Source organism: Thiocapsa imhoffii, assembly GCF_016583985.1.
In the GTDB taxonomy this organism is placed as follows: domain Bacteria; phylum Pseudomonadota; class Gammaproteobacteria; order Chromatiales; family Chromatiaceae; genus Thiocapsa; species Thiocapsa imhoffii.
Genome location: NZ_NRSD01000084.1, coordinates 1 through 675, shown reverse-complemented (window position 1 = coordinate 675; position 675 = coordinate 1). Strand labels below are relative to the sequence as shown.

The window sequence follows — 675 nt, the reverse complement described above, 5'->3', positions numbered from 1 at the left end:
CCGTCGGATACACCCACGCCGAGAGCGTCATCCCATCACTCAACCCCAACGACGCACTGTGCTCCACCGTCACCAAACTATTCGTCCCATTGAACGACAACGCCCGCCCAAAACGACCCTGCGTCGTGCGCGTCACATTCAATAAGGTCCCGTGATTACCCTGACCCGACCCGTCCTGAACACTCGAACCACTCGTCTCCTCAAACCCATACGCCGCCACCAATCCCCCAACCGGCGCCACACCACCCCCACCAGCCGCCGTCACCGTGACAAAATCCACCTTGCGCGCCACATGCGATCCCCCCGGTCCCACCGCACGTAACTCTACCGTGTACTTGCCCGGGGCCGCGTAGGTCCGCGTCGGCGCCACCGCCGTACTCGTCCCCCCATCCCCAAACGTCCACTCGTAACCCGTCACCTCACCACTCGTGCGATTCTCAAACGACACCACCAACGGCGCTACCCCCGTCGTCACCGCCGCCGCAAAATCCGCCACCGGCGCCACCGCCGGCGCCACCACCCGAATCAACCCCGTGCGCGTCAGCGTGTCCTGTCCTCCCGGCCCCGTCACCGTCAACTGCACACTGTAGGTCCCAGGCGCCTGATAGGTGTGCTCCGGATTCACCGCACCACTGCTCCCACCATCCCCAAAACTCCACTGCCGCGTACTGATCG

At 64.4% G+C, this 675-nt stretch carries 1 protein-coding gene; it reads right to left on the bottom strand.

Features of this window, described 5'->3' with window-relative positions; genetic code table 11:
* Positions 1 to 625, bottom strand: a 625-nt coding sequence (locus CKO25_RS20750; protein ID WP_338115199.1) for a PKD domain-containing protein, incomplete at its 3' end; no start/stop codon positions are given.
* Positions 626 to 675 lie beyond the last annotated feature (50 nt).